Below are 19045 nucleotides of genomic sequence, written 5' to 3'. Positions count from 1 at the left end.
CTTACTGCAGATATTGGATTGCCAGAGCAATCAATGACAAGCAACGATTAAAAAAGTAATCGTAATAACGAACATCGGTAATATCTACTCGATTGGTTTCATGGTGCCTAATTCGAAAATGATTTCCGATATCTGTAAGAGCTTTGAACTCGGCGTTGAATAGCGACTCATAGGCGTCTTGTCCATTAGACATACTCTGAACGATCTTTTCTATCGACTTCTTCTTGTCTATATCTGTATAGTATGTCTTTAAACGTTCCAGCACATCCCACAACTTTTCAACTGCATCTTTATGCGCTTGTAAATTGGGTTGCATATGGTTTTCTACGGCGAGGTCAAATAGTTCTTTCAGGCCAGGTTCCTTAATCTGTTCACTTAGCATTATGATTTCTGGCGATAAGACTTCGTGTTGGGCCAACTGCTCAACCAAACCACGATCTGTTAAGCGAAAGGAAAGATTATCTTTCTGAAAAGCAGCGTTAATGGCTTCTTGAAATGGTCCCTTTTCTCCCGCAGATAGTTCATCATATTGAAATTCGACTACATCAAAAATAAACGGCGTAAAATAATTGGCTAATAATTCCGATACAGGACAAGGAGAAAACATAGCTCCGCGCAAATTAATTACAGGAATATCCATGAACTCATTTAAGCGGTTGACTGCAACATTTAGTGCATCCGTTTTTTCTGTCCAGTTGTCATATCGATTGGGACGATACAATATTGGTTCTGCAAAATCTGTCATAATGCTGCAAATGTGTTTCTTAGCCTTATAATCAACATGATTGCTAATATTATCAACCGACTGACCATGTCCATAATCAATCAAGTCTTTGTATCTTTCTGAAAACAAATTCTCCGGAAGCAAAGGTCTGTCCGGCTCAACATATTCTCGTGCTCCATAGACATCACGACCTGATATGTGCTGTGCGGGATACAACTCATAGCCGTCAACTCGAAGTAAATCATTAAATTTTTTGAGATACTGTTTCCATGGAGCTTTCTCATTTCTTACTGCCGGATGAAGCATTTCACACATGAACCGTAGTAATGTCTCATCGCCATCGCCTGGACGTAAGTTGAATCGCTCGTCCTCAAAAAACCAACACTCTTCTTCATAGTCTCCCCATCTGAGATGACAATTGATATCGTCATATGCAGTTCTGTATCGACTGTCATGGGATGGCAATTCTTTCAAATTGTAAAGCCTAGATAAAAATCCGAGTGTATCAAGCCGTCCAGAATATGGCATTATCACTGTACATTCGGTAATATATTCTCCGGAACTGCTATCATATTCCTCTTCATCTAGTTCAACTGAAAAACCGTTTTTAATAATATCTACAATATCTCGTCTTGTGATTTCAGATATTTTATCCATTCTCAGCCTCCTCCAATGAACCTTTAATTAGGATCGGGCATACATTCTTGACTTGCACTTTAAGCTGTTCGTCAATTTCCTTGCGCAATAGATAGGCAGTATAAATATTAACAATATACTGCTGAATTTTGATATCTGGAATGGGAATTTGAACATCACACATTTCAGACCAATCAAATGTTTCTCTGGCGCTTCCCCATGAGTGGAAGCGAGCATAACGGTCAAATTCACTTCGCCCAAAGAAGAGCATCAGATACTCAGGCAAAAGTACATCTTTTTGTGTGTCAAAAACAATCGAGATAGAGGAAACCAGATAAGTATTTTCTGAGGCATTCAACGCTAACGATATTTTATCTCCTCGTCTTGACGTATCTGGAACATATGCAAATTGACCTGGAGCAACAACTTTATAATTATTAAGTCCTACTCCTTCCATATCAGCTTTTGTATTAATAAATTCTTTGCCTGTAGAAATTCCTCTAACAGAGGATACGCCTAAAGAACCGTCATTTCTCAGATCCCTCTGAAAAATAAATTGTCCGATAGTGACACTTTGGTAATCTTTATTTAGTTCTTCAATGTAGGCATCACAGACTAATTTCAAATCCTCCAGTGCACTTTCATAGCAGCGCTGATTTTCCAGCATGGCATTGTAGATGTCAACATATTTTTGCTGTATAGCAATATCTGGAAGATCAATGTCAATATCACACATTTCCTCCCAAGAGAAAGTCTCTCGAGCAGAACCCCAAGAATTGTAACGGGCATACCGATCAAACTCAGGGCGATTAAAATACATATAGAGATAGTCTGGTAGCAAGTCACTATTATCGCGGACAAAAAACACAACGGAAATAGATGAAACAAGGTATGTTTCATTCGATGTATTATATGCCAATGATACTTTATCACCGCGTCGCGATGTGTCCGGCACATATGCAAATGCTTTCGGTGGCATTAATTTATATGAAGACAAATTAACACCAGCTAAGTCCGCTTTTGTATTTATAATCTGTTTTTGCGTAGACAAACCTACTACAGAATCTGCTCCATATAAGGAATCTGCGTTCCTAAAATCAGACTGTTCTATGTATAAGCCAAGTTTAGTTAATCCCATATCCAATCCCCCTGAAGGCATCTTTCAGCATGGACTGTGAGAGTTCTTCTGAAGCCATCAGCAGACGCATTTCATCCTGAATTCGAGCCATTTCTTTTTTGTAGTCGATGTCCAGATCATGATCAATAAATTCGATATACTTGCTGGGCGCCAAGGACCAGTCCTTATCCTCGATGGAAACATCTTCCGGGCTGGCCTTGTCTTTCTTCAGTACTTTGACCGACTTACAGAATTCTGGCACATCCTGATAAAGCGTTGTGTCCACGGACTGCCAGCTATTATAGACGCGCTTAACTTCTGCTATTTGCTCGTCGGTCAGAACCGTCTTCTTCTTTTTCTTGCCCTTGTCGATGACTATTTCCTCAACATTACTGTCCCACCGGCGCAAATCCACAAAGAGCACTTCACCGCTACGGTCACGAACCTGCCTGCCGTTCACGGTCCTCGCTCTCTTATTCATGTTCACAAGCCAGAGCGTCACCGAAATATCGGTAGTGTAAAACATATCACGCGGCAAGACAATAATTGCTTCTATCTTATCGTTCATTAACAGACGTTTTCGATTCTCATATTCGTCCGGATCGTTTAATGCACCATTTGCCAACAGAAAACCAGCGATACCATGATTAACATCCAATTTAGAAATAATATGAAGAATCCAAGCGTAGTTTGCATTGGAAACACGAGGAACTACATAACCATCCCACCGGGGATCGTCTAACAATTCATCTTCGCCACGCCACCCTTTGAGATTAAAGGGTGGATTTGCCATGATAAAATCAAATTTTCGATCTTTGTGTTGATCGTCCGTAAATGTAGAAGCGTTCTTTTCGCCTAAATCATGTGAAATTCCTCGAATCGCCAAATTCATCTTACAGAGTCGCCAGGTGTCCGGTACGCTTTCTTGACCAATAACAGAAATGTTGGTTCGATTCCCTTGATGGCGTTCGATAAATTTATGCGATTGCACAAACATTCCGCCGGAACCACAACAGGGATCATAGACTGTTCCGCTAAATGGCTCAATCATTTCTGCGATCAGCTTTACCACACAAGCGGGCGTATAGAATTCGCCATCTTCCTTGGTGCCACTGGCAGCATAAATCTGCAAAAAATACTCATAAACGCGACCGATAAGATCTTCTTCATGAAATCGAGTCTCTGAGATTTTATTAACCTCATCGATCAATGCTTTCGTTTTTTCCTTAGGGGCACCTAAAGTCGCATAGAAATTTTGCAGCAACGCTCCTTTCAGAGAAGGGTTGGCTTCCTCAATATCAGCCATTGCCTGATCCAAAATCACGGCAATATCATTTGCCCCCGCATTCTTGACAATGTAGGACCAACGCGCTGTATCTTTTAGATAAAATACATTTACCGCATTATAGAAAGAAGGCTTCTCTAGAAACACGGGAATATCGCCATACTGTGCTAAAAGCTCCGCACGGCGTTTGTCGAATTTATCTCCAGCAAATTTCAAAAATGCCAACCCAATCACGGCATCCCTGTTCTTCTCCATGCTACCAACACCACGTAAGGCCACGCGGCAGTTCCACAGAACTGTTTCCAAAGTTATCTCTTTATCTTTTTTAGTGGCCTTAGCCATAGTCTAATACCTCATTTCAACTTATTATAACAACCCAGTATAATTGTACCCTAGATGAGCGCGACCGTCAACAAAGGGAATCAATCGCAAACAATTCTAAAATCATACTATTTTACTAGCAATACAGGCTTGAATTAAAGACCGACCGCCATCATAGCAGTTGGTCTTTAATCAAGAAACGATCCCTATTCAAGCATTTGAAAATGCTTCAGTGCCTCCATAATCGCCGCTTCCTTTTCCGGCGGGCACTGCGGCACTTTGGCATCTTCCTTCTTCGACAGATTATAGTTCTGCCCAACATCCAGCCCACATTTCCGCTTGACCTGGGAGATGTACAGAGAAGATACCTTCAAGCCAGTATGTTTCAGCACATACGCTTTGATCTGCTCATAGGTCGCACCCTTCTGGAACCCGGACATATCCATGTCCTCCAGAGAAAACTCCACACGCACTTTCTTCGAGTCGATTTCTCCCTTGGAAAGCAAGACAACCGTCTCCACGTGGGCGGTGCGGGGGAAGAGATCCACCGCCGCCGCCTGGGTGAGGACATAGCCGTGGCCGGCAAAGCGCTTCACGTCCCGGCCCAGAGTGCCCGGGTCGCAGGAGACGTATACCACCCGCCGGGGAGCCATGGCGGACACAATGTCCACCACCTCCTCCGCCAGGCCCTTTCGGGGCGGGTCCACGCAGATCACGCCGGGGCGGACGCCCTGGCTGTCCAGGCGGCGGGCGGCCTCACCCGCGTCGCCGCACAGAAAACGGGCGTTGGTCACCCCGTTGCGCCGGGCGTTTTCCACCGCGTCGTCCACCGCCTGGGGCACCACCTCGGCCCCCCACACCATTCCCGCCTGCCGGGCCAGCACCAGGGAGATGGTGCCGATGCCGCAGTACAGGTCCAGGGCGGTGTCCTCCCGGGTCAGCTGGGCAAACTCCAGGGCCTTGCTGTACAGCACCTCCGCCTGGTCGGGGTTGACCTGGTAGAAGGAGGGGACGGACAGCTGAAAGGAGGAGCCGCACAGCCGGTCGGACAGGAAATCCTGCCCCCATAACGTGCGGTAGCTCTCCCCCAGAATCACATTGCTGTGGCTCTGGTTGATCCCCAGCACCACTCCGGTGAGGCCGGGCTCGGCGGAGCGCAGGGCGGCTACCAGCTCATGCTCCCGGGGTATCCCCCGGCCGTTGACCAGCAGGCAGCACAGGCTCTCCCCCCGGCGGTTGGTGCGCACATACAGGTGGCGCACCAGCCCCAGGCGGCTCTTTTCGTCGTAGGCGGGCACACTCCAGGCGGTCATCCACTCCTTCACCGCCTGGCGCAGCCGCCCGGCGGCCTGGCTCTGGAGCAGGCAGTCGGGCACGTCCACCACCCGGTGGGTGCGGTTCTGGTAAAACCCGATGCGGGGCCCTCTGGACACGGGGAACTGGGCCTTGTTCCGGTAGCGGTCCACCTTGGGAGAGCCCAGCACCGGCGGCAGCTCCAGATGCTCCACCCCGCCCAGCCGGGTGAGGGCGTCGTACACCCGGGTGTGCTTGGCCTCCAGCTCCTGGGCGTAGTCCATGTGCCGGAACTGGCAGCCGCCGCATCTGCCGTAGTGGGGGCAGTCGGGGACCACCCGGGCGGGGGAGGGGGTGATCACCTCATGCACCCGCCCCCACAGGGCGGTGCGGCCCACGTGGGTCAGGCGCACGTCGCACACCTCTCCCCGGATGCCGCCCTGGACAAAAACCACCATGCCCTCCAGCCGGGCCACGCCGGAGCCGTCGCTGGCGTAGCCCTCGATGGTCAGCCGGTGAATCTGCTGTTCGGTCAGCTTAGCCATGGAGGCTCACATCCTTCAGCGCGTCATAGGAGAGGGTGACCTCCACCGGGCTGTGAAGGGCGGGCAGGTCGTTGCCCTGGAGGAAGAAGGTGTAGCCCTCCTTGGTGAGGTAGAAGTTTTCCGGCTGGTAGACGGCGATGATCTGGGCCTCGGTAAATTGCCCGGCCACGATCTCCTCCTGCTCCAGGAAGGCGGCCACCACCCGCTTCTGCACCGTGTCGGCGTCGGAGAACAGGTCGGCAAAGCCCAGCTTGATGCCGGTGCGGGCGTCAAAGTGCTCGGCCAGCTGGAAGGTGCTGGAGTAGGGCATGCCGCCGCTCACCTGCCACTGGCGGCGGACGCTGTACACGATGTTGTCCATGTAGGTCACTTCATAGTCCATCCGCTCCACCGTGGGGGTAAAGGTGTAGCCGGCGGTTTTGGACACCTCGTAGTCGGAGACGGCGGCCTCATAGTTGTCCTCCGCCCCCACCAGCAGGGAGGAGCCCAGATCCTTGTACCAGTCGTTGATAGCCGAGCCTGCAGAGCAGGTATCGGTGTTCTGGACCATGGGCAGGGTGTACTCCACCGACAGCACCGTGGTCTCGTCCCCGGCGGTAAAGGTACGGGCAAAGGTCTGCTCGCCCCACACCGGCAGGGCGTCGGCGGCGCTCTCCACCGGGGCGCTGGGAGCGGCGGAGGGAGTGGGGGTGGACTGGGGCAGAGAAGAGCCGGACGGAAGCGGATCGGGCTGTGCGCAGGCGGCCAGGGTCAGGGCCAGCGCTCCGGCCAGAAGTCCGGACAAAAGCTTGTTTCTTTTCATAGGAAACTCCTTTTCATGGGACGGGATGGAGAGCCGGATTGTTCCGGCCCGCATGTTCATTTTACCATTGAAGGGGCCCCGCGTAAATGGAAAAACGGAATTTGTAAGGATTTGTGACGATTTGTCTCCGGGTTTTTGGCGAAAAAAGTGCCGTTTCTCTACCAGAATGGGAGAAACGGCACATTTTTGTCAGAAATCTTCAGGAGCCTGCCATCCGGTTTGGCCAGGGTTCCGGGGCTGTCAGCTCTGCAGCCGGTACAGCCGGCAGGGCCGGCCGCCAGTGTCGTAGTTGACGGTGCTGGCCGCCTCCCCCCGCTCCACCAGGTAGTTGACGTAGCGCCGGATCGTGACCACCGACAGGCCGGTTTGCCGGGAGATGGCCTCGCTGGGCAGCCCCTGGTCCGGGGCGGTCTGGAGGCAGGCCCGGATGAGCTTGAGGGTGTTCTCCTGAAGGCCCTTGGGCGCGCTGTGGTCCCCCGACTCGGGCGGGGCGAAGAGCTTGTCCAGCTCGTCCTGGCTCACCGCCTCTCCCGCCACCGCCTCCCGGTGCCGGCAGAAGGTGTCCAGCGCCTGCTGAAAGCGCTCCACGGTAAAGGGCTTGACCAGATAGTCCACCACCCCCAGCTTCAGCAGCTCGTCCACCATGGCCGTGCTGTTGGCGGCGGTGACCATGATGGCGTCCACCGGAATGGACTGGGCCCGGAGGGCGTGGAGCAGCTCCACGCCGGTGAGCAGGGGCATGTACACGTCCAGCACCAGCAGGTCGGCGGGGTTCTGGGTCAGCCACTCCAGGGCGGCCCGGCCGTCCTGAAAGGTCTGGACCACCCGGAAGCGGGAATCCTTTTCCGCAAAGGTGCGGTCCAGTAGGCAAACCATAGGGTCGTCCTCCACGATCACGACACGGTACACAAAGCATCACTCCTTGACGGCCGGGGGCTCCCCCCGGCAAAAGCTGAGAAAGAACGACGTGCCCACGCCGCTCTCCGATTCCACCCGGATCTCCCCGTGGTAGGCCTCCACCACCTCCTGGACCAGGGCCAGGCCGGTGCCCCGCTCCCGGCCCTTGGTGGAGATGCCCCGCTGGAACAGGGTGCGGCGGAGGGCGGCGGGGATGCCGGGGCCGGTGTCCTCCACGCAGAGCAGCAGGCTCTCCTCGCTCTCCCGGATGCTGACCGAGATCTCCTTGGTGCTGCCCCGGGACTGGTTGAGGACCTCGATGGCGTTTTCAATCAGGTTGCCCAGCACGGTGACGTAGGCGTCCGGCGGCAGCCAGGGGCTCTCCTCGCTGAGGCTGCTCTCCCGGTCCAGCCGCAGGCGGATGCCCAGCTCGTTGGCCCGGCTGGTCTTTCCCACCAGCAGCGCCGCCACCGAGGGCTGGTGGATCTGGTTCATGATCCGGCTCACCGCCACCTGCTGGGTCTGGGTGGTGTCCATGATGTACTGCTGGGCCTTCTCCGGCTCCCCGATCTGGAGCAGACCCAGAATCACGTGGAGCTTGTTCATAAATTCGTGGGTGTAGGCCCGCATGGCCTCCACCATATGGCTTACACCGGTGAGGTTGTCCGCCATCCGGGTCAGCTCGGTGCGGTTGCGGAAAATGCTCACCGCCCCTGCCAGCCTGCCGTTTTCATACAGGGGCAGGCGGTCGGACAGCACCCGGATGTCCCGCAGGGAGGTCATGCTCACGTTGTACTCCGCCTGCCCGGTCTCCAGCACCCGGTCCAGGGTGGAGCGGGGATAGACCTCATGGAGGGGGCGGCCCAAAATGGCCCGGCGGTCCAGGGAGAGCATCTCCGCAGCCGAGGCGTTGAGGAAGATCACTGTTTTCTCCCCGTCGATGGCCAGGATGCCCTCCTCCAGGGCGTCCAGAATGTCCTCCCGCTGGTGGAACTGGCGGGCAAAGATATCGGGCTCATAGCCCAACAGGGACTGCTTGATACGCCGGGACAGGCGCAGGGCCAACAGGGAGCCCAGCACCGCCGCCGCCAGACCCACCAGCAGCATACGGGTCACCGTACCCACCGCCACCAGGGCCATGCTGCGGAAGTACACCCCCACGATGACAAAGCCGATCACGTTGCCCTGCTCGTCCCGCACCGGGGCGTAGGCCGAGTGGTCGGAGCCCATGGGCCCGGTCTCGTTGGAGGTGTAGGGGCTGCTGCCGGAGAGAACGCCGGTTTGGGCGGTGCCCGAGTAGGTGGTGCCGATCAGGGCCCGGTCGGGCACATAGAGCAGGGTGGAGTGGATGTCGCCCACCAGGATCAGGTCGATGTCCGAGGTCTGCTCCGTGGTGGCGTCCAGATAGTCGGCCAGCTGGTCCGCCGGCAGCTCCCCCTGCAGGGCCTGCCGCACCAGAGGCACCTGGGAGAGGATGGAGGCGGAGTTGAGCAGATTGCTGTCCAGCGCCTCCTGCTCGCCCCGCAGGGCCAGGTACATGGTCCCGCTCAGGGCCAGGGCGATGGATACGGCCACAATGATCAGGCTCAGCCGCATCAGCTGGGCCCGGATGGACGTTCTGGCCTGGGTATACATGGCGCGCGCCTCCTTTTCATCCACCTTAGTATAGGGAAAATCGGGGGGACTGTCAAACAGGAGGGGCGGCCCATTTTCGATAGTTTTTTTACTTACGAAAGGGTTACGAAATGGCGGGCGGGGGAGTAAGATAGGCCACGCGAAAACGAGGTGATGTGTTTGGATGCATTCAAGGAAACCCTGGTGGAGGAGCTGGGGACCCACACCGCGTTCACCATTCCGCTGTTTGGCGGGATTCCCGTGGCGGAGTCGGTGGTGGTGACGTGGATTGTGATGGCGGTGCTGCTGATAGCCGCCCTGCTGCTGACCCGGAACCTGAGCGTGGACGCCCCCGGCAAGGCGCAGGTGGCGCTGGAGAGCGCCGTGCAGTTTCTCAACGGCTTTGTCAAAACCAATATCGGCAGCCACTGGAAGCCCTTCGCCCCCTGGCTGGGGACAGTGGCGCTGTACATCGGCTTTGCCAATATCATCGGCATCTTCGGCCTGACGCCCCCCACCAAGGACATCAGCGTGACCGCGGCCCTGGCCCTGATGAGTATGCTGCTCATCTACGGCGCCCAGTTCCGCTACAACGGGCTGCTGGGCGGGCTGAAAAAGTTTGCCGAGCCCATGCCCCTGCTGCTGCCCATCAACCTGATGGAGGTGGCCGTCCGGCCCCTGGCGCTGTGCATGCGTCTGTTCGGCAATGTGCTGGGCGCCTTCATCATCATGGAGATGCTCAAGTTTGTGGCGCCGGTTATTTTACCGGCGGTGTTCAGCCTCTATTTTGACCTGTTTGACGGGCTCATTCAAACCGTCGTCTTTGTGTTCCTCACCACCCTGTTCACCGGCGAGGGCATCAAAGAGGAAGAAGCGTAAAACATACTGAATTTACAGGAGGAAATTATCATGTCTATGGCTATCATTGCTGCTGCTGTCGCAGTGTTCACCGGCATCGGCGCCGGGATCGGAATCGGCTTCGCCACCGGCAAGGCCAGCGAGGCCATCGCCCGCCAGCCCGAGGCCTCCGGCAAGATCAACAGCGCGTTGCTGCTGGGCTGCGCCCTGGCGGAAGGTACCGCCATCTTCGGCTTCATCACCGCGCTGCTCATCATCTTCGTCGGTTAAAGGGGGCGCCCCCGATGCTGGAGTTCCATCTTTCCACCATTGTGTTTACCGTCCTCAATCTGCTGGTGCTCTACTTCATCCTGAGAAAGCTCCTGTTCGGCCGGGTCAACGCCGTGCTGGAGCAGCGGGCCGCCCTGGTGCAGAACCAGCTCTCCTCCGCCGAGGCGGACAGACGCCAGGCCGGGGAGCTGAAGGCCCGGTATGAGGACAAGCTGACCGACGCCCGGCAGGAGGCGGCCAAGCTTGTGGCCGACGCCCAGACCAGGGCCCAGCGGGTGTACGAGAGCAAGCTGGCCCAGGCCGAGGCCGACGCCAAGCGGCTGCGGAGCGAGGCGGAGGCCCAGATCGCCTCCGAGCGGGAAAACATGCTGCAGGGAGCCCGGAACGAGGTGGCCTCCCTGGCCCTGCTGGCCGCCGCCAAGGTGGCCCAGCAGGCCATGGACGGGGAGAGCGACAAGGTCCTGGTGGATTCCTTCCTGGCGGAAGTGGGTGAGCAGGCATGAGCGAGCTGGCCCGCCGTTACGCCGCGGCCCTCTATGCCGTCTCCCCCGATGAAAAGACCCTGGAGGACACCGCCCGGGCCATCATGGACAACGCTCCCCTGTGGGAGAGCCTGTGTTCCCCCGCCGTCCAGGCCTGGGAGAAGGACCGGGTGCTGACCCGCCTGCCCCTGCTGGACGGCCACGGCCTGCTGCTGAACTTTTACCGCCTGCTGGCGGAGAAGGGCCGCATGGCTCTGCTGCCCGAGATTCTGGAGGCCTATCGTGATCAGGCCCTGGCCCAGCGGGGGGCGGCCCGGTGCCGCCTCACCTGCGTCCGCCCGCCGGAGCAGGGCGAGCTGGAGAAGCTGAAGCAGGCCCTGTGCCGGCTCCACCATAAGAGGGACGTGGTCTTTGAGATCCGCACCGACCCGTCCCTGCTGGGTGGCTTCACGCTGGAGATTGAGGGCGTGAGATATGACAAGAGCGTCCGCGGGGCGCTGGCCGGCCTGACCCGGCAACTGGAAGAGAGGCGAATGGCATGAAACAGAACCCCGAAGAGATCGTCTCCATCCTGAAGGAGGAGATCCAGGGATACGATACCCGCGTGCGGCGGGACGAGACCGGCACCGTGCTGGAGGTGGGCGACGGCATCGCCACCGTCTACGGCCTGGACAAGGCGGTGTACGGCGAGCTGGTGGAGCTGGACACCGGCGTGAAGGGCATGGTGATGAACCTGGCCCGGGACAGCGTGGGCGTGGTGCTGCTGGGCAGCGACGCCGGCGTGAAGGAGGGCACCGTGGTCAGGCGCACCGGCCGGGCCGCCGACGTGCCCGTGGGCGACGGCCTGGTGGGCCGGGTGGTCAACGTGCTGGGCCAGCCCATCGACGGCCTGGGCCCCATTGCGGCCACCGAGACCCGCCCCATCGAGCATGAGGCCAGCGGCGTGGTCAGCCGGGAGCCGGTAAACGTCCCCCTGCAGACCGGGATCCTGGCCATCGACGCCATGGTGCCCATCGGCCGGGGCCAGCGGGAGCTCATCATCGGCGACCGGCAGACCGGCAAGACCGCCATCGCCGTGGACACCATCCTGAACCAGAAGGGGCAGGATGTCATCTGCATCTATGTGGCCATCGGCCAGAAGGCCTCCACCGTGGCCCGCATCCAGGACACCCTGAAAAAGCACGGCGCCATGGACTACTCCATCATCGTGTCCTCCACCGCCAGCGAGTCCGCCCCTCTGCAGTACATCGCCCCCTACTCCGGCGCCGCCATGGGCGAGTACTTTATGAGCAAGGGCAGGGATGTGCTCATTGTGTACGACGACCTGAGCAAGCATGCGGTGGCCTACCGGACCCTGTCCCTGCTGCTCAAGCGGTCCCCCGGCCGTGAGGCCTACCCCGGCGACGTGTTCTACCTCCACTCCCGGCTGCTGGAGCGGGCCTGCCGTTTGACCCGTGAGTACGGCGGCGGCTCCATGACCGCCCTGCCCATCATCGAGACCCAGGCCGGCGATGTGTCGGCCTACATTCCCACCAACGTCATCTCCATCACCGACGGCCAGATCTACCTGGAGAGCGACCTGTTCTTCTCCGGCCAGCGGCCCGCCGTCAACGTGGGCCTGTCGGTGTCCCGTGTGGGCGGCTCCGCCCAGACCCGGGCCATCAAAAAGACCGCCGGTACCCTGCGCATCGACCTGGCCCGGTTCCGGGAGCTGGAGGTATTCACCCAGTTCGCCTCCGACCTGGACTCCGCCACCCAGCAGACCCTGGACCACGGCCGGCGGCTGCTGGAGCTGCTGAAGCAGCCCCTGTACCACCCCATGCCGGTGAGCCGGCAGGCCATCATCCTGTACGCCGCCACCAACGGCCTGGTGGACGACGTGCCCCTGGACAAGGTGCGGCAGTTCCTGCTGGACGTGGCCCAGGAGATGGAGAACGAGCACGCCGACGTGACTGATGAGATCCAGTCTACCGGCAACCTGAGCGGCCCCGCCATCGAGACCATCCGCTCGGTGCTGGAGGACGCCAAAAAGCGGGTGAGCGCCACATGGCAAGCATAAAAGAGATCCGCACCCACATCAAGAGCGTGGAGCAGACCCTGAAGATCACCAACGCCATGTATCTGATCTCCTCCTCCAACCTGCGGAAGGCCCGCAAGCAGCTCAACGATGTGGAGCCCTATTTCCAGAAGATCGAGACCACCATCTCCGATATCCTCCACCACTCCCCCCAGATCCACCACCCCTTTTTCGACAAGCGGCCGGAGATTCCGTCGGAGAAGCGGAAGATAGGGTACATTGTGGTGACGGGGGACAAGGGCCTGGCGGGGGCCTACAACCACAACATTCTGAAGCTGGCGGAGGGGAAGCTGGCCAAGACGGCCAATCCCAGCCTGTTTGTGGTGGGGCAGGTGGGCCGGTCCTACTTCCAGGAGCACGGCATCTCCATTGACGTGGAGTTCCTCTACACCGCCCAGGACCCCACGGTCAGCCGGGCCCGGGACATGGCGGAGCTGGTGCTCGACCTCTACCTGAACCGGCAGCTGGACGAGGTGTACGTCCTCTTCACCAAGATGGTGACCTCCTTCCAGATGGAGCCCACCGTCCACAAGCTGCTGCCGCTGGACCCGGACGTGTTTCCGGAATATGAGGAGAACCGGGACAAATATAACCGGGAGGTGACCTATGTGCCCTCCGTCAAGGCGGTTATGGACCGGCTGGTGCCCGGGTATCTGAAGGGCGACCTGTTCGGGGCCCTGGTGGAGTCCTACTGTTCGGAGCAGAACGCCCGGATGACCGCCATGAAGTCCTCCAGCGACAACGCCCGCAGCATGCTGCAGAATCTGAATCTGTCCTATAACCGCGCCCGGCAGGCCGCCATCACCCAGGAGATCACCGAGGTGGTGGGCGGCGCTCAGGCCGCATTGTAATAGAAGTGCAGGAGGACCCGAAAGGGGATTAGATCGTATGAATCAAGGAACCATTGTACAGGTCATGGGACCTGTGGTAGACGTGGCCTTTCCCGGCGGCGTGCTGCCGGAGATCAAGGAGGCCCTGGAGGTCCGGCTGGACGGCAAGCGCCAGGTCATGGAGGTGGCCCAGCACACCGGCGGCGACACGGTGCGCTGCATCATGCTCTCCCCCAGCGAGGGGCTGGGCCGGGGCATGGAGGTGACCGCCACCGGCGCACCCATCTCCGTCCCCGTGGGCGACGGCGTGCTGGGGCGCATGTTCAACGTGCTGGGGGACGCCATCGACGAAAAGGGCCCGGTCAACACCGGGGAGACCTGGTCCATCCACCGCCAGCCCCCCACGTTTGAGAACCAGCGCCCCGTGGTGGACATCTTTGAAACCGGCATCAAGGTCATCGACCTGCTGGCCCCCTACGCCAAGGGCGGCAAGATCGGCCTGTTCGGCGGCGCCGGGGTGGGCAAGACGGTGCTCATCCAGGAGCTCATCCACAACATCGCCACCGAGCACGGCGGCTACTCCATCTTCACCGGCGTGGGGGAGCGCACCCGGGAGGGCAACGATCTGTGGCGGGAGATGACCGAGTCCGGCGTCATTGAAAAGACCGCTCTGATCTTCGGCCAGATGAACGAGCCCCCCGGAGCCCGGATGCGGGTGGCCCTCACCGGCCTGACCATGGCCGAGTACTTCCGGGACCAGGAGAAGCAGAACGTGCTGCTCTTCATCGACAACATCTTCCGTTACGTCCAGGCCGGTTCCGAGGTGTCCGCCCTGATGGGCCGGATGCCCTCCGCCGTGGGCTATCAGCCCACCCTGGCCAACGAGATGGGCGCCCTTCAGGAGCGCATCACCTCCACCAAGGACGGGTCCATCACCTCCGTTCAGGCGGTGTACGTCCCCGCCGACGACCTGACCGACCCCGCCCCCGCCACTACCTTCGCCCACCTGGACGCCACCACCGTCCTCTCCCGCAAGATCGTGGAGCAGGGCATCTATCCGGCGGTGGACCCCCTGGAGTCCACCTCCCGGATCCTGGAGCCCGACGTGGTGGGGGAGCGGCACTACAAGATCGCCCGGGGCACCCAGGAGCTGCTCCAGCGCTACCGGGAGCTGCAGGATATCATCGCCATCCTGGGCATGGAGGAGCTGAGCGAGGAGGACCGCCGCACCGTGGAGCGCTCCCGCCGCATCCAGCAGTTCTTCTCCCAGCCCTTCTCGGTGGCCGAGCAGTTCACCGGTCTGGAGGGCCGCTATGTGAAGCTGGAGGATACCCTCCGCTCCTTCGAGACCATCCTGGGCGGCGAGCTGGACAAATACCCCGAGGCCGCCTTCAGCAACGTGGGCAACGTGGACGAGGTTATCGCCAAGGCCAAGAAGATGGGGGCGGTGTAAATGGCCGGAACCGGCACCTTTACTCTGGAGATCATCACCCCCGAGCGGCAGTTCTACATCGGCCCCGCCCAAGCCCTGGTCCTCCCGGCGGTGGACGGGGAAATGGGGATCTACCCCGGCCATGAGCCGGTGGTCACTGCCATCGAGCCCGGCCAGCTGCGGTACAAGACCGAGGACAAGTGGGAGCCCGCCGCCGTGGGGGCCGGCTTTGCCGAGATCAAGCCGGACTACGTGATCCTGCTGGTGGGCTTCGCCGAGCACCCGGAGGAGATCGACCGCAAGCGGGCCCAGGCCGCCAAGGAGCGGGCAGAGGAGCGCCTGCGCCAGAAGCAGAGCATCCACGAGTATTACCACTCCAAGGCCGCCCTGGCCAGAGCCATGGCCCGGCTGAAAACCCGGCGCTGAGCGAAAAAACCCCGGCAGATCTGCTGATCTGCCGGGGTTCTTGGTGTTGTTTATTCCGTGGGGGGCTGGTCGGCGGGGGGCTGTTCCTCCTCCTGCTGCTGGACGGGGGCCGGTCCCTCTCCCAGAGGGATGGCATCCTGAGCGGGGGCCTCCTCCGGCTGCTCCGCCGGGGCGGGCTGCTGGGGCTCCTTCTTGTCCGGGTCGGGGTAGTTGTCCGCCGTGGCGGGGTCCCGGCCCTCCAGAATGGCCACCATCTCCGCGCCGGTGATGGTCTCCTTTTCCAGCAGGTAGGCCACCACCTTGTCCATGTCCTCCCGGTTCTCCCGGATGACCTGGACGGCCTGGTTATAGCACTGGGTCAGCAGCTCTTTCACCGCCTGGTCCACCGCCGCGGCGGTGTCCTGGGCGCAGTCCATGCCGTAGCCGCCGTCCAGGTACTGGTTGCGGCGGGAGGCCAGGGCCATCATGCCGAACTGGTCGCTCATGCCGTAGAGTACCACCATGCTCCGGGCCACGCTGGTGGCGTCCTGGATGTCCTGGGCCGCGCCGTTGGTCATGGTGTTGAGCACCACTTCCTCGGCGGCCCGGCCGCCCATGGATACCATGATCTTGGCCAGCAGCTCGTCCTTGGTGCGCAGATCGGTCTTGTCCTCCTCGGGCATCAGCAGGGTGTAGCCCAGAGAGCCCTGGGTGTGGGGGACAATGGTAATCTTCTGCACCGGCTCGGTGTTCTTCTGCTTGTAGGCCACCATGGCGTGGCCCACCTCGTGGTAGGCCACCAGCTTTTTCTCAAACTCGGTGAGGACGCTGCCCTTCTTCTCCGAGCCGGCGATCACCAGCTCGAAGGACACCAGCAGGTCCTCCTGGTTCACCGCCTTGCGGCCCAGGCGCACCGCCCGCAGGGCGGCCTCGTTTACCAAGTTGGCCAGATCCGCGCCCACGGTGCCGGCGGTGGCAATGGCGATCTTCTTCAGGTCCACGTCCTCCGCCAGACGGATGTTCCGGGTGTGGACCTGGAGGGTGGCCAGACGGCCGGCCAGGTTGGGCCGGTCCACGATGATCCGCCGGTCAAACCGGCCGGGCCGCAGCAGAGCCTGGTCCAGCACCTCCGGCCGGTTGGTGGCGGCCAGCAGGATGACGCCCTTGGTGGGGTCGAAGCCGTCCATCTCGGCCAGCAGCTGGTTCAGGGTCTGCTCCCGCTCGTCGTTGCCGCCCATGCGGTTGTCCCGGGATTTGCCGATGGTGTCGATCTCATCGATGAACACAATGCAGGGGGCCATCTTGTTGGCCTCCTTGAACAGGTCTCTCACACGGGCGGCGCCCATGCCCACGAACATCTCCACAAAGTCCGAGCCGGAGATGGAGAAGAAGGGCACGTTGGCCTCGCCCGCCACCGCCTTGGCCAGCAGGGTTTTGCCGGTGCCCGGCGGTCCCACCAGCAGGGCGCCCTTGGGCAGCTTGGCGCCGATTTCGGTATACTTTTGGGGATTGTGGAGAAAGTCGATGATCTCCACCAGGGACTCCTTGGCCTCGTCCTGACCGGCCACGTCCTTGAAGGTGACCCCAGTCTTTTTCTCCACGTACACCTTGGCGTTGGACTTGCCCAGGTTGCCCAGGCCGCCCCCCATCTTGCCCGCCATGCCGCGGAACAGGAAGGAGAACAGGGCCACCATGATGACCACTGGCAGCACGTAGGAGATGAGCAGCGTGATGACGGGGGAGAGCTGCTCCACATACTCCGGGCCGAAGGCCACGTCGTGCTCCTTGAGCAGGGGGATGAGCTCGTCGTCCCGCAGGCCCGCCTGGGACACGGGGGCGCAGAAGTAGGTAACGGTCTGGGACTGGCTGCCCCAGCTCTCCAGCGGGGGCAGGCCCAGGGAGCTGCCCGGCTCATCCTCCGAGGAAGTGCCGGCGTCCGTGGCGCCGGAGCTTACCACGTTTCCGTTTTTGTCCAGGGAGACGCCGTCTTTCAGGGTAATGGTGTACTTGCTGGACTCCATTACCACCGACTTGACCATATCGTCCTCCACCAGCTGCAAAAACTGGCTGTAGGTGATCTCCACCGAGTTGGCGGAGCGGGCCATGGAGGTGGCGTAATTCACCAGCACGGTAAGCACCAGGGCCCACAGGATAATGGAGATAATGGCGGTGGCGTTGCGGCGGTTGTTGCCGCCGCCTTTCCCCCGGTTGTTGTTCTGATTGTCTGAATTCAAGTGATGGTTCCTCCTCCGGTTGGAGTTCTTACTCAATGCGAAAGATACAAAGTATCTATAGTTATAGCACAGCCCACCCGAAAAAACAAGAAACACAGGAGGGGAAAGCTGTAAACTTTCTATGAAAATCCCATAGGAGGACAGCGGTTCTTTTTGCGCAAAAGAAGCAGATTTGGCTTTTTATGCGGGGCGGGTTGTGGTATACTGATGATTATGAATCAGAAAGGCGGGACAGCAGCATGAAGGAGCGCAGACCCATGCCCCAGGCCGAGGCGGACGGACTCATCGAGGGGCGCAACGCGGTGACCGAGGCCCTCCGGGCCGGCACCCCCATCGACAAGATTTTCCTGGCCCGGGGTGAGACCGACGCCACCCTGGGCCACATTGCCGCCGCCGCCCGGGACAAGGGCGTGGTGGTGGTGGAGTGCGACCGGCGGAAGCTGGATTTTATGAGCCGCACCCACTCCCATCAGGGGGTCATCGCCCAGGCCGCCGTGCGGGAGTACGCCAGCGTGGACGACATCCTGAACGCCGCCCGGGAGAAGGGAGAGCCGCCGCTGATCGTGGTGTGCGACGAGCTCTCCGACCCCCACAACCTGGGGGCGGTGCTCCGCACCGCCGAGTGCGCCGGAGCCCACGGGGTCATTATCCCCAAGCGCCGCTCCGCCGGGCTGACGGCGGTGGTGGCCAAGACCTCCGCCGGCGCGGTGAGCCACATCCCCGTGGCCCGGGTGCCCAACCTGCCCGCCCTGCTCAAGGAGCTGAAGGACGAGGGAGTGTGGGTGTTCGGCACCGCCGCAGACGGGGACCGGCTGCTGTACGACGCCGACCTGAAGGGCCCCGCCGCCATTGTCATCGGCAGCGAGGGGGACGGCATGGGCCGGCTGGTCAGCGAGACCTGCGACTTCCTGGTGCGCATCCCCATGAAGGGCAAGCTCAACTCCCTCAACGCCAGCGCCGCGGCGGCGATCCTGCTCTACGAGGCGGTGCGCCAGCGCATGGGCTGACCCGTCATCCATACCTGAGATAAAGGAGCTCTCTCCCATGGCCAAAGACCGGGACGATGAACTGAATACCGACCTGCCCGACGGAGAGGAGTTTTCCCTGGAGTCCATTCTGGCGGAGTTTGGCAGCGGAAACAGACGGAAAACGGTCAAGGAGGACACCATCCCCTTCCCCATTGTGCCCAAGCGGGGCGGGGGCCGGCCGGTGCCCGCCCCGCT

17 protein-coding genes are annotated in these 19045 nt (G+C 59.6%); 9 read left to right on the top strand and 8 right to left on the bottom strand.

The features are described 5' to 3' along the window. Position 1 precedes the first annotated feature (1 nt). From B5F88_RS09940 to B5F88_RS09910, 7 genes are all read right to left on the bottom strand, one after another. Entirely contained in the window at positions 2-1381 is a 1380-nt protein-coding gene (locus tag B5F88_RS09940; RefSeq protein ID WP_087345196.1) for a hypothetical protein, read from the bottom strand. After that, positions 1374-2498, bottom strand: a complete 1125-nt coding sequence (locus tag B5F88_RS09935; RefSeq protein WP_087345193.1) for a restriction endonuclease subunit S — start codon at positions 2496-2498, stop codon at positions 1374-1376. The genes B5F88_RS09940 and B5F88_RS09935 overlap by 8 nt, the downstream gene beginning before the upstream one ends. Continuing rightward, positions 2485-4104 (bottom strand): class I SAM-dependent DNA methyltransferase, encoded by a 1620-nt coding sequence (locus B5F88_RS09930; RefSeq protein ID WP_087345190.1) that lies wholly within the window; start codon positions 4102-4104, stop codon positions 2485-2487. The genes B5F88_RS09935 and B5F88_RS09930 overlap by 14 nt, the downstream gene beginning before the upstream one ends. A 185-nt stretch (positions 4105-4289) precedes the next feature. Further along, positions 4290-5921, bottom strand: coding sequence for a 23S rRNA (uracil(1939)-C(5))-methyltransferase RlmD (gene rlmD / locus B5F88_RS09925; RefSeq protein WP_087345188.1), 1632 nt, complete (start codon positions 5919-5921; stop codon positions 4290-4292). Continuing rightward, entirely contained in the window at positions 5914-6723 is an 810-nt protein-coding gene (locus B5F88_RS09920) for a hypothetical protein (protein ID WP_087345185.1), read from the bottom strand. The genes rlmD and B5F88_RS09920 overlap by 8 nt, the downstream gene beginning before the upstream one ends. A gap of 240 nt (positions 6724-6963) precedes the next feature. After that, positions 6964-7632, bottom strand: a complete 669-nt coding sequence (locus B5F88_RS09915; protein ID WP_087345181.1) for a response regulator — start codon at positions 7630-7632, stop codon at positions 6964-6966. A 6-nt stretch (positions 7633-7638) separates the two neighbouring features. Beyond that, positions 7639-9255 (bottom strand): sensor histidine kinase, encoded by a 1617-nt coding sequence (locus tag B5F88_RS09910; protein WP_087345176.1) that lies wholly within the window; start codon positions 9253-9255, stop codon positions 7639-7641. Between the two features lie 153 nt (positions 9256-9408). Between B5F88_RS09910 and B5F88_RS09905 the strand changes: the two genes are divergently transcribed. From B5F88_RS09905 to atpC, 8 genes are read left to right on the top strand one after another with little or no spacing between them, the layout of a single operon-like run. Then, positions 9409-10113 (top strand): F0F1 ATP synthase subunit A, encoded by a 705-nt coding sequence (locus tag B5F88_RS09905; RefSeq protein WP_087345174.1) that lies wholly within the window; start codon positions 9409-9411, stop codon positions 10111-10113. A gap of 30 nt (positions 10114-10143) precedes the next feature. Beyond that, the gene (gene atpE, locus B5F88_RS09900) at positions 10144-10362 is read left to right on the top strand and encodes an ATP synthase F0 subunit C (RefSeq protein ID WP_207754525.1); all 219 of its coding nucleotides are present in this window, start codon (positions 10144-10146) and stop codon (positions 10360-10362) included. Positions 10363-10376: 14 nt separating this feature from the next. Continuing rightward, positions 10377-10865 carry a F0F1 ATP synthase subunit B gene (gene atpF / locus B5F88_RS09895; protein ID WP_087345171.1) on the top strand — a complete coding sequence of 163 codons (489 nt, stop codon included), beginning with the start codon at positions 10377-10379 and terminating at the stop codon, positions 10863-10865. Then, entirely contained in the window at positions 10862-11386 is a 525-nt protein-coding gene (gene atpH / locus B5F88_RS09890) for an ATP synthase F1 subunit delta (RefSeq protein ID WP_087345168.1), read from the top strand. The genes atpF and atpH overlap by 4 nt, the downstream gene beginning before the upstream one ends. After that, on the top strand, positions 11383-12903 hold the full coding sequence (gene atpA / locus B5F88_RS09885; protein WP_087345165.1) for a F0F1 ATP synthase subunit alpha: 1521 nt from the start codon (positions 11383-11385) through the stop codon (positions 12901-12903). Before atpH ends, atpA begins: the two co-directional genes overlap by 4 nt. Then, positions 12891-13772 (top strand): ATP synthase F1 subunit gamma, encoded by an 882-nt coding sequence (gene atpG, locus B5F88_RS09880; protein ID WP_087345162.1) that lies wholly within the window; start codon positions 12891-12893, stop codon positions 13770-13772. The genes atpA and atpG overlap by 13 nt, the downstream gene beginning before the upstream one ends. A gap of 37 nt (positions 13773-13809) precedes the next feature. Then, positions 13810-15204 carry a F0F1 ATP synthase subunit beta gene (gene atpD, locus B5F88_RS09875; RefSeq protein WP_087345159.1) on the top strand — a complete coding sequence of 465 codons (1395 nt, stop codon included), beginning with the start codon at positions 13810-13812 and terminating at the stop codon, positions 15202-15204. Then, positions 15205-15609, top strand: coding sequence for an ATP synthase F1 subunit epsilon (gene atpC, locus B5F88_RS09870; RefSeq protein WP_087345156.1), 405 nt, complete (start codon positions 15205-15207; stop codon positions 15607-15609). It abuts the gene before it with no gap. A 50-nt stretch (positions 15610-15659) separates the two neighbouring features. On the opposite strand, the gene ftsH is transcribed toward atpC, so the two are convergent. Beyond that, positions 15660-17822, bottom strand: coding sequence for an ATP-dependent zinc metalloprotease FtsH (gene ftsH / locus B5F88_RS09865; RefSeq protein WP_087345153.1), 2163 nt, complete (start codon positions 17820-17822; stop codon positions 15660-15662). Positions 17823-18061: 239 nt separating this feature from the next. Here ftsH and rlmB point away from each other — a divergent pair, with 239 nt between their 5' ends. Beyond that, on the top strand, positions 18062-18829 hold the full coding sequence (gene rlmB, locus B5F88_RS09860; protein ID WP_087345150.1) for a 23S rRNA (guanosine(2251)-2'-O)-methyltransferase RlmB: 768 nt from the start codon (positions 18062-18064) through the stop codon (positions 18827-18829). The last annotated feature ends 216 nt before the right edge of the window (positions 18830-19045 follow it).

The sequence above is a fragment of the Flavonifractor sp. An306 genome, from assembly GCF_002159455.1.
In the GTDB taxonomy this organism is placed as follows: Bacteria; Bacillota; Clostridia; order Oscillospirales; family Oscillospiraceae; genus Flavonifractor.
The sequence above is the reverse complement of the archived record's forward strand: the minus strand, read 5'-3'. Positions and strand labels throughout refer to the sequence as shown.